The organism is Nonomuraea rhizosphaerae (assembly GCF_019396405.1).
Taxonomy (GTDB): Bacteria; Actinomycetota; Actinomycetes; order Streptosporangiales; family Streptosporangiaceae; genus Nonomuraea; species Nonomuraea rhizosphaerae.
The window spans coordinates 1-9,596 of record NZ_JAHKRL010000162.1 but is presented as its reverse complement, the minus strand read 5'-3'; the positions used below and the strand labels follow the sequence as shown (position 1 = coordinate 9,596).

At 71.0% G+C, this 9,596-nt stretch carries 11 protein-coding genes and 1 riboswitch; of the genes, 8 read left to right on the top strand and 3 right to left on the bottom strand.

All coding sequences use genetic code 11. From position 1 onward, the window contains the following. Both KME77_RS07865 and KME77_RS07860 read left to right on the top strand, forming a co-directional pair. Positions 1-666, top strand: a 666-nt coding sequence (locus KME77_RS07865; protein WP_219463462.1) for a 3-oxoacyl-ACP reductase, incomplete at its 5' end; no start/stop codon positions are given. An 8-nt stretch (positions 667-674) separates the two neighbouring features. Then, positions 675-1,364 (top strand): gamma-glutamyl-gamma-aminobutyrate hydrolase family protein, encoded by a 690-nt coding sequence (locus tag KME77_RS07860; protein WP_219463460.1) that lies wholly within the window; start codon positions 675-677, stop codon positions 1,362-1,364. A 26-nt stretch (positions 1,365-1,390) separates the two neighbouring features. On the opposite strand, the gene KME77_RS07855 is transcribed toward KME77_RS07860, so the two are convergent. Next, positions 1,391-1,816: a MarR family winged helix-turn-helix transcriptional regulator gene (locus KME77_RS07855; RefSeq protein ID WP_219463458.1), complete on the bottom strand. Its 426-nt coding sequence runs from the start codon at positions 1,814-1,816 to the stop codon at positions 1,391-1,393. Positions 1,817-1,855: 39 nt separating this feature from the next. On the opposite strand from KME77_RS07855, the gene KME77_RS07850 reads away from it, so the two are divergent. The 6 genes from KME77_RS07850 to KME77_RS07825 all read left to right on the top strand — a co-directional run bounded on the left by KME77_RS07850 (position 1,856) and on the right by KME77_RS07825 (position 7,162). Beyond that, positions 1,856-2,905 carry an FAD-dependent oxidoreductase gene (locus tag KME77_RS07850; RefSeq protein ID WP_219463456.1) on the top strand — a complete coding sequence of 350 codons (1,050 nt, stop codon included), beginning with the start codon at positions 1,856-1,858 and terminating at the stop codon, positions 2,903-2,905. Positions 2,906-2,932: 27 nt separating this feature from the next. Next, positions 2,933-3,030, top strand: a riboswitch (glycine riboswitch). Positions 3,031-3,160: 130 nt separating this feature from the next. Continuing rightward, positions 3,161-4,246 carry a glycine cleavage system aminomethyltransferase GcvT gene (gene gcvT, locus KME77_RS07845; protein ID WP_219463453.1) on the top strand — a complete coding sequence of 362 codons (1,086 nt, stop codon included), beginning with the start codon at positions 3,161-3,163 and terminating at the stop codon, positions 4,244-4,246. Beyond that, positions 4,243-4,632 carry a glycine cleavage system protein GcvH gene (gene gcvH / locus KME77_RS07840; protein WP_219463452.1) on the top strand — a complete coding sequence of 130 codons (390 nt, stop codon included), beginning with the start codon at positions 4,243-4,245 and terminating at the stop codon, positions 4,630-4,632. The genes gcvT and gcvH overlap by 4 nt, the downstream gene beginning before the upstream one ends. A 52-nt stretch (positions 4,633-4,684) precedes the next feature. Beyond that, on the top strand, positions 4,685-6,061 hold the full coding sequence (locus KME77_RS07835; protein ID WP_219463450.1) for an L-serine ammonia-lyase: 1,377 nt from the start codon (positions 4,685-4,687) through the stop codon (positions 6,059-6,061). Between the two features lie 58 nt (positions 6,062-6,119). Then, positions 6,120-6,866, top strand: coding sequence for a hypothetical protein (locus KME77_RS07830; protein WP_219463447.1), 747 nt, complete (start codon positions 6,120-6,122; stop codon positions 6,864-6,866). Next, positions 6,863-7,162: a hypothetical protein gene (locus tag KME77_RS07825; RefSeq protein ID WP_219463445.1), complete on the top strand. Its 300-nt coding sequence runs from the start codon at positions 6,863-6,865 to the stop codon at positions 7,160-7,162. The genes KME77_RS07830 and KME77_RS07825 overlap by 4 nt, the downstream gene beginning before the upstream one ends. Before the next feature lie 5 nt (positions 7,163-7,167). Here the strand turns inward: KME77_RS07825 and KME77_RS07820 are convergent, their stop codons facing one another. Beyond that, complete coding sequence (locus tag KME77_RS07820; RefSeq protein ID WP_219463444.1) at positions 7,168-8,661, bottom strand: nickel/cobalt transporter; 1,494 nt, start codon at positions 8,659-8,661, stop codon at positions 7,168-7,170. After that, positions 8,658-9,596: tetratricopeptide repeat protein (locus KME77_RS07815; RefSeq protein ID WP_219463442.1), on the bottom strand; the 939-nt coding region annotated here is incomplete at its 5' end. The genes KME77_RS07815 and KME77_RS07820, both read right to left, overlap by 4 nt.

Here is a 9,596-nt window from a genome sequence, read left to right as displayed (position 1 = left end):
GTCTGCGCCGACGTGGACGAGGAGGCGGGCAAGCGGGCCGCCGCCGAGGTCGGCGGGCTGTTCGTCAAGGCCGACGTGACCAGCGACGACGACGTCGTCCGCATGTACGCGACGGCGTTCGACACCTACGGCTCGGTGGACATCGCGTTCAACAACGCGGGCATCTCGCCGCCGGAGGACGACTCGATCCTGGAGACCGGCATCGAGGCGTGGCGGCGCGTCCAGGAGGTGAACCTGACCAGCGTCTACCTGTGCTGCAAGCACGTCATCCCGTACATGCGGCGGCAGGGGAAGGGGTCGATCATCAACACCGCGTCGTTCGTGGCGGTGATGGGGTCGGCGACCTCGCAGATCTCCTACACCGCCTCCAAGGGCGGCGTGCTGGCCATGTCGCGTGAGCTGGGCGTGCAGTTCGCCCGCGAGGGGATCCGGGTGAACGCGCTGTGCCCGGGGCCGGTGAACACGCCGTTGCTGCGGGAGCTGTTCGCCAAGGACCCCGAGCGGGCGGCGCGGCGGCTGGTGCACGTTCCGGTGGGGCGCTTCGCCGAGGCGTCCGAGATCGCGGCGGCGGTGGCCTTTCTGGCCAGCGACGACGCCTCGTTCATCACGGGCTCCGAGTTCCTCGTTGACGGCGGGATCTCCGGGGCATATGTCACGCCTCTCTAGGAGGGGACATGAGGCGACCTGTCATCGGGATCACGTGTTACGTCGAGACCGCGCGGTACACCGTGTGGGAGTTGCCGACCGTGCTGCTGCCGTCCATGTACGTGGAGCAGGTCGTACGGGCGGGCGGGCAGCCGGTGATCCTGCCGCCGGCGGGGGAGCCGGCGGAGGTGGTCGGGCGGCTGGACGGGCTGATCGTGGCCGGTGGCGGGGACGTCTCGCCGGACCGGTACGGGCAGGAGCCCCACCAGCGAACCGACTACGTACGGAAATTTCGTGATGAGGCGGAGTTCAAGCTGACGGAAGCCGCCCTGGAGGGCGGCGTCCCTTATTTCGGGATCTGTCGGGGGATGCAGGTGCTCAATGTCGCCCTCGGCGGCACCCTCCACCAGCATCTTCCCGACGTGGTCGGCCACACCGAGCACTGCCCGGCGCCGGGACGTTTCGGGCACCTGCCCGTACGCCCGGCCGCCGGCACGCGGGTCGGCAAGGCCCTCGGCGCCGACCCCGTGGTGGTCCCGCACTACCACCACCAGGCCATCGACCGTCTCGCCGCCGGGCTGGCCGTGTCGGCCGTGGCCGACGACGGCACGATCGAGGCCGTGGAGTCGGAGTCGCGGCCGTTCGCGATCGCCGTGCAGTGGCACCCCGAGGCCGCCGAGGACTGCCACCTCTTCGAGGCCCTGGTCGCCGCCTGCTGACACGCCGCCTGTCAGCACGTCGCCTGTTAGTCTTGGGAGAGGTTGTCCAGCATGCGGCGCAGCAGCGCCGTGGCCTGAGCCGTCTCCTCCTCGGAGAAGCCGTCCAGCAGCCGCCCGCCCACCCGGCCGAACACCGGGAACACCGACGGCAGCAGCGCCCGCCCCTCCTCCGTCGGCTCCACGACGACGGCCCGCCGGTCCTGGGGGTGGGCGGAGCGGGCCAGCAGCCCCTTGGCCACCAGCCGGTCGATCAGCCGCGTCATGCCCGCCGTGTCGGTCCCGACGAGCTGGGCGAGCTGCCGAGGGCTGCGCTCGCCGAGCGCGGCCCGCATCAGCACCGCGCCCTGCTGCGTGGTGAGGCCCAGGGGGGCGAGCTCGCTCTCCAGGGCCGTGCGCAGTTCCTTGGCGATCTGTGGGATGAGCGACGGCACGCCTTCTCCGAGAGGTTTCATGTCTAGACAGTAACTGTCATGACAGCTACTGTCGAACCCATGCATATCCTGATCATCGGGGGTGGCATCGGCGGACTCTGCCTGGCCCAGGGCCTCAAGCGCGCCGGTATCGGCGCCACCGTCCACGACTGCTCCCCGACGCTGCGCGGACAGGGCTGGCGCTTGTCCGTCAAGGAAGAGGGCGTCAAGGCGCTGCGCGCCTGCCTGCCCGCCGACCTGTTCGACCGCTTACGGGCGAATGCGATCCGGCCCGCCGACCGGATGGCGTTCATGGACCACCTGCTGGTCCCCAAGTTCGTCAAGCCGATCCCGCCGACGCCCGGTGGCTTCGGGATCAACCGGCTGATCCTCCGCGACACGTTGCTGACCGGCCTCGACGTACGGTTCGGCGCGCCGTGCACCGGCTACGACGGCACGACCGCCCGCTTCGCCGACGGCACCTCCGCGAGCGGTGACCTGATCGTGGGCGCCGACGGCACCGGCTCGGCCGTACGCGCCCAGCTCCTGCCGGACGCCGTCATCGAGGAGGTCGGCCGGGCGCTCTACGGCGTGACCCCGTTCACCACGCTCGACTGGGTGCCCGGCCTGCTCGTGGACACCTTCAACCGGATGACGAACCCGGACGGCTTCCACATGGCCGTCGCGACCTGCCGTCCCGGCGACTACTTCACCTGGACGATCTCAGGCCCGCACCCCGAGGGCGACCCGCACGACGTGGCGCGCGAGCTGGTCGCCGGCTGGCACCCGGCCGTCCGGCGGGTGGTGGCCGAGGCCACCACCGTCTTCCCCGTACGGCTGCGCAGCGCGCTGCCCGTCGAGCCGTGGGACGACCCGCACGTGACGCTCCTCGGCGACGCCGTCCACACCATGACGCCGGGACGCGGCGAGGGCGCCACCGTCGCGCTGCGCGACGCGCGTCTGCTGACGGTCGCGCTCACCGACGCGGCGGCCGGGAACGTGCCGCTGCCGGCCGCCAAGGCGCTGTACGAGCAGGAGATGCTCCGGTACGGCTTCGAGGCCGTCGCCGCCTCCAGGCATGCCCCTTTCGCCCCGAAGGGGAGGGATCGAGACGCGACAACACACCCGTAACGGCACTAGGCTTGCCGACAACACCGACGAAACCGTGCGGGAGAGTGTCCTGGCATCCGGCCAGGCCCCCTGAAGGAGCAAGCCCTCCCCGCGAACCTCTCAAGGCAAAGGACCGCACGGGATTAGGTGCCTCTGGAAAGCAGGCCTGACCGGCCTCGCCGAAGGTGAAAGTCCGGCAAAGCCCGGGCGAAGCTCTCAGGCAACGATGACAGAGGGGGAGGATGCTGGCATCCGATCCTGCCCTGAGGTGCGCATATGTCCCGTCACACACCGCTCAAAGACGTCCATGAGAGCCTTGGCGCGACCCTGACCGATTTCGCGGGGTGGCTGATGCCGCTGCGCTACGGCAGCGAGTCCGCCGAGCACAACGCCGTCCGGCAGGCGGCCGGGCTGTTCGACCTCTCCCACATGGGGGAGATCTTCGTGACCGGCCCGCAGGCGGGTGAGGCGCTGGACCACGCGCTGGTGGGGCATCTGTCCGCGCTCGCGCCCGGACGGGCCCGCTACACGATGATCGTGAACGAGCGCGGCGGGGTGCAGGACGACCTCATCGTCTACCGGCTGGGCGACGAGGAGTTCATGGTGGTGGCAAACGCCTCCAACTACGAAAAAGTCGCCGAAGAGCTGAAAAATCGGGCTAAGTCGTTCAATGCGGTGGTCGAGGACCGGTCCGAGCAGTACGCGCTCATCGCCGTCCAAGGCCCGCGCGCCCAGGAGATCCTGGCCACCCTCACCGACGCCGACCTCGACGGCCTCAAGTACTACGCCGGCCTGCCCGGCACCGTGGACGGGCGGCAGGCGCTCATCGCGCGCACCGGCTACACCGGCGAGGACGGCTTCGAGCTGTTCGTGGCCAACCAGGACGCCGTCCCGCTCTGGCACGCGCTGAGCGCCGCCGGCGAGCCGTACGGGCTGCGCCCCGCCGGGCTGTCCAGCCGCGACACGCTCAGGCTGGAGGCGGGCATGCCCCTGTACGGCAACGAGCTCGGCGAGGACCTGACCCCGTTCGACGCGGGCCTGGGCCGAGTGGTGAAATTCGACAAGCCCGGCGACTTCGTCGGCAGGTCGGCGCTGGAGGCGGTCAAGGACACGCCGCCGCGGCGCCGGCTCGTCGGCCTGGTCGCGCAGGGGCGCCGGGTGCCGCGCCATGGCTTCCCGGTGACGAAGGACGGCGCCGTCGTCGGCGAGGTCACCAGCGGGGCGCCTTCCCAGAGCCTGGGCAGGCCGATCGCCATGGCCTACGTGGACAACGACGCCGTAGCAGGTCTGGCCGTGGACATTCGGGGCAGCCATGAAGCTGTGGACCTCGTTGAGCTGCCCTTTTACAGGAGGAAAAAGTGAGCAACATCCCTGACGACCTGAACTACACCAAGGAGCACGAGTGGGTGGCCGGGGTCGACGACGGCATCACCGTGACGATCGGCATCACCGCGTACGCGGCCGAGCAGCTTGGTGACGTCGTCTTCGTGCAGCTCCCCGAGGCCGGTTCGACCGTGGAGGCCGGTGACAGCGTGGGCGAGGTCGAGTCGACCAAGTCGGTGAGCGAGATCTACACGCCGGTCGGCGGCGAGGTCGTCGAGGTCAACCAGACCGTCGTGGACGATCCCTCGCTGGCCAACAGCGACCCGTACGGCGACGGCTGGCTGTTCCGGGTGCGCGTGGAAGGCGACCCGGAGGACCTGCTCTCGGCCGAGGAGTACACGGCCCTTACCTCAGGTGAGTCCTGACAGACCCGCCGGGGTCCTGATGGGCCCCGGCCCTGCAGAAAGGCGTTAATCAATGGCGATCAGCGTCTTCGATCTTTTCAAGATCGGTATCGGCCCCTCCAGCTCCCACACGGGCGGGCCCATGGCCGCCGCGCACAAGTTCGCCCGCGGGCTGCACGACGACGGGCTGCTCGATAGTACGGCGCGGGTCGAGGTGATCCTCTACGGCTCACTCGGCCTGACCGGCAAGGGCCACGGCAGCGACAAGGCCGTCCTGCTGGGGCTGTCGGGCGAGAAGCCCGAGCTCGTGGACGTGGACGGCATCGACGAGCGGCTCACCGCGATGCGCGAGGCGGGCACGGTCAAGCTCTACGGCACCCACGAGATCCCGTTCGTCGTGGGCGAGGACCTCGTCTTCGAGCGCAAGATCTCGCTGCCCGAGCACCCCAACGGCATGCGCTTCACCGCCTTCTCCTCCTCCGGTGAGACGCTGCGTGAGAAGGTGTACTTCTCGGTCGGCGGCGGCTTCGTGGTGGACGAGCAGGCCACCGGCGCCGACCGGATCAAGCCGGACGACACCGTGCTGCCCTACCCGTTCACGACCGGGGAGGAGCTGCTCAAGCACTGTTCCAACACCGGGCTGTCCATCTCCGCGCTGGTGATGGAGAACGAGCGCGCCTTCGGCCGCTCCCCCGACGAGATCCGGGCCAAGATCCTCGATCTGTGGCGCGTCATGTCGGAGTGCGTCCAGCGCGGCGTCATGCAGGAGGGGGTGCTGCCGGGCGGCCTGAAGGTCAAGCGCCGCGCCAACCGCCTGCACCGGCGCCTGCAGACCGAGTCGCCGGAGACCGACCCGCTGCACGCGATGGACTGGGTGTCGCTGTTCGCGCTGGCGGTCAACGAGGAGAACGCGGCCGGCGGCCGTATCGTCACCGCTCCCACGAACGGCGCCGCGGGCATCATCCCCGCCGTCCTGACGTACTACTCCCGGTTCGTCCCCCACGCCGACGACGACGGCATCGTCCGCTTCTTCCTGACCGCCGCCGCGATCGGCGTGCTGTTCAAGGAGAACGCCTCGATCTCCGGCGCCGAGGTCGGCTGCCAGGGCGAGGTGGGCTCGGCCTGCTCCATGGCCGCCGCGGGCCTCACCGAGGTCATGGGCGGCACCCCCGAGCAGGTGGAGAACGCGGCCGAGATCGGCATCGAGCACAACCTCGGCCTGACCTGCGACCCCATCGGCGGCCTGGTGCAGATCCCGTGCATCGAGCGCAACGCGGTGGCCTCCATCAAGGCCATCACGGCGTCCCGGATCGCGCTGCGCGGTGACGGACGCCACTTCGTCGCCCTCGACCGCGCGATCAAGACGATGCGCGACACCGGGCGGGACATGCTGGACAAATACAAGGAGACCTCGCGCGGCGGCCTGGCCGTCAACGTGATCGAATGCTGACTTTCCCTGTCTACAAGGGCATGGGCGCTTCGCGGGGCTCGTAGCATTTGTACAGGTCATGGAAAACTGGTTCCAGGGGAGCATTGTCGCGACGGGACGGCTGCCGCTGTTCTGTTTCTTCGTCGCGCTCATCGGCGCCTTCGTCGCGACCCGGGTCAACGTACGGCTGATCAGGGCGAAGATCGGCTGGTTCCGCAACGTCAACGTGGGCGAGATGCACATCCACCACGTGGTGTTCGGGGTCGTGCTGATGCTGGTCGGCGGGGTGACCGGGCTGATCGTGTCGGCCGCGTCGCAGGTGCCGTACGCGGTGGCCGCCGGCGTGTTCGGGGTCGGGTCGGCGCTGGTGCTGGACGAGTTCGCGCTGATCCTGCACCTGCACGACGTGTACTGGGAGGAGGAGGGCCGGACGTCGGTCGACGCGGTGTTCATCGCGGTCGCGGTCACGGGCCTGCTGCTCATCGGCTTACGACCGCTGACCTTCGACTTCGGCACCCCTCTCGCCCCGGGCGCGCTGATCGTGGCCAACCTCGCGCTCGCCGTCGTCACCCTGCTCAAGGGCAAGATCTGGACCGGGATGGCGGGCCTGTTCGTGCCGCCGCTGCTGCTCGTCGGCGCGGTGCGGCTGGCCAGGCCGGGCTCGCCGTGGGCGCACTGGTTCTTCGTCGGCGGCTCGTCGCGGAAGATGGCCACGGCGACGCACCGCGAGGAACGGTGGCGCCGCCCGGTGATCAAGGCCAAGATCGCCTTCCAGGAGTTCGTGTCCGGCCGCCACGACCTGCCCTCCACGCGGCGCCGCCGATGACGCCCATCGAGGTGGGCCTGGCCGTGCGGTCGCTGCACGAATGGGGGCTGCCCGGCGACCTGGCCTACGTCGCCTCGGCGGCCGGGCTGTACTCGTTCCGTGAGCTGGAGGAGCTGGGCAGGCCGTTCACGGACGGGTTCTCGCCGCTGGAGCTGGCCTCGGGGCTGGAGTGCGCCGCGCAGGTCACCGGGGACGAGGAGATCCGGCTGTTCGCCTACGCCTGGGTGGAGGACATCCGGCTGCGGCGGGTGGACGACGGGGACGCCGACTACGACGAGACGCCCCCGATCGACTGAGAACGTCAGAGAGCGATCGCGGAGCGGAGCGCCAGGCCCGCGCCCATGACGATCACCATCCCGGCGGTGCCGAGCGGGGCCAGGCGCGACAGCCGGGCGGCCAGGCCCGCTCCCAGCGAGGCCCGCCGTTCGATCCGGTCCACGACCTTGACCAGCAGCAGGCCGGTGACGGTGAGCGTCGCCGCCATGCCGACCCCGTACGCGGTGACCAGCGCCACCCCGAACCAGGTGCGGCCCAGCGCGATCGCCCCCAGCAGCACGATGAGCGCCGACGGGCTCGGCACGAGGCCGCCCGCGATCCCCATGCCCAGCAGCCCCGTACGGGTCGACCCCTCATGCCCGTGCCCATGGCCGTGTCCATGCCCATGGCCGTGTCCATGCCCGTGACCGTGACCGTGACCGTGACCGTGGCCGTGCCCATGTCCGTGTCCGTGGCCGCCGGAGCGGCGGGTGGACAGCAGCAGTCGTACGCCGATGAAGGCGATCAGCGCCCCGCTGGCCACCCCCAGCCACCCCAGCACCGACTCCCCGGCCAGCGCCGTGAACGCGCTCAGCAGCAGCCCCACCACCAGCACCCCGACCGTGTGCGTGGCCGTCACCGTGGCGCCTACGACCAGCGCGTCACGCGGCCGCCCGCGCCGCCCGGCCAGGTACGCCGCCATGATCGTCTTTCCGTGGCCGGGGATCAGCGCGTGCCCGGCCCCGAGCACCATCGCCATCCCGACGGCCAGCAGCCCCAGCGGCAGCGTCAGCGAGTCCGAGCCCACCAGGCCGGTGAACGTCCGGTCCAGCCATGCCAGCGCGTCCCCGATCGGCCCGCCGATGCTGATCGTGCCGAGCGGCGTGCCGCCCGAAGGGTCCGAGCCACCGGACAGGGCGCCGCCGGACAGCGCGCCGCCGGCGACGATCGAGGCCGTGCGCTGGTCGAGCGGGTCGGTCAGCAGGTCCTCGGGGTATCTGCGCAGCTCGTCGCTGACGCTCTTCGCCGGCACGTCCGAGCGCGACAGCCGGACGCCGTCGCCCACGGCGGTGATCTCACGCCAGCCGATCCGGTCCTGCTCGAAGCCGTCGGTGAACGACACCGCGCCCGACACCCGTACGGAGGCCACCAGCTCGCAGGTCAGGCGACTGGTCCGGAGCCCGCCCTGGCCGGGCTGGTAGGCGAAGGCCGACGAGGCCACCCGCCACGGCGCGGCCTGGCCGCGGACGGTGAGCCGCTGCGCGGCGGCCAGCGCGGCGCAGGTGCGGGCCGCGTACGTGGCGTTCACGGACGGCCTGGCCTGGAGGGTGGGCAGCTCGGCGGCGTCCACGACCGCCTTGTTCCTGACCTGGTCCGGCTGCAGGCGCAGCCCGTTGTAGTGGTTGACGGTGAAGTTGCCCAGCGGGTGCGCCGCCGCCTGTGTCTCCGCGCGGGCCGCCGCCACGAACAGCACCGACGCGCACATCGACAGCACCAGCCCCGCGACCACGGACAGCAGGCCGAGCCTGAGCACTCTCATGAGAACCTCGCCAGCGCGGGCAGGGACGGGTCGAAGGACTTGTCGAGCCGCACGCTCCGGCCGAGCGCGCGCTCGATCATGGCGCGGTGGTAGCCGATCAGCGGGTTCCTCCAGCCGGTGGAGGCGGCCTTCTTCGCGTAGGGCAGCGCCTCGCGCGGCTTGCCCGCCCTGAACAGCGCCCAGCCGAGCGCGTCGGCGGCGACGAGGTTCGGGTTGCGCGCGTACTCGGCCTTCGCGTGCTTGACGGCGGCCTTGGGGTCGCCGTGATCGGCCTCGAACTCCGCCCATGTCAGATCGTCCTTCACGCCCGCCGCCCGCAGCAGCTTCTGTTGTGCCTTCAGCAGGGTCCAGTCGGCGCTCTGGCCCGCCTTGATCCTGGTCTCGCCCTGTTCGATCAGGTACTGCGACAGCGGCAGCCGTTCGACCACCCGCTGGTAGATCTCCAGCGCCTCGGCCGTCCGGCCGCCGAGCGCGGCCACCCTGGCCTGCCCGGCCATCGCCGGCGTGTAGGCGGGGTAGGCCTGGAGCGCCTTGGCGTACCAGTCGCCCGCCCCGGCCAGGTCGCCTGTGTGCAGCGCCAGCTCGCCCAGGTAGTAGCGGGCGTAGGCGAGGTCGGCGGGGGTGTAGGCGTCGTCCTGGGCCAGCTCCAGGTACTCGCGCGCCTTGGCCACGTCGCCGCGCAGCTCGGCCGCGTAGGAGGCGCGGGCGAACGCGGCCACGCCGGGCTTGAGCCCCAGCATCCGCTCCACCGCCTCGGCCGCCCCGCTCAGGTCCCCGAGCTGCGTCCTCGCGTCCGCCAGGACACCGTGCGCCGGGGCGCTGTAGGGGTTGGCGGCGATGGCCCGCCGCGCCAGCCGTACCGCCTCGGCGAAGTCGTGGCGGCCGGCGGCCAGCGCCGCCTGGCCGGTCAGCACCGTGTCGTCGGCGGCGTTCAG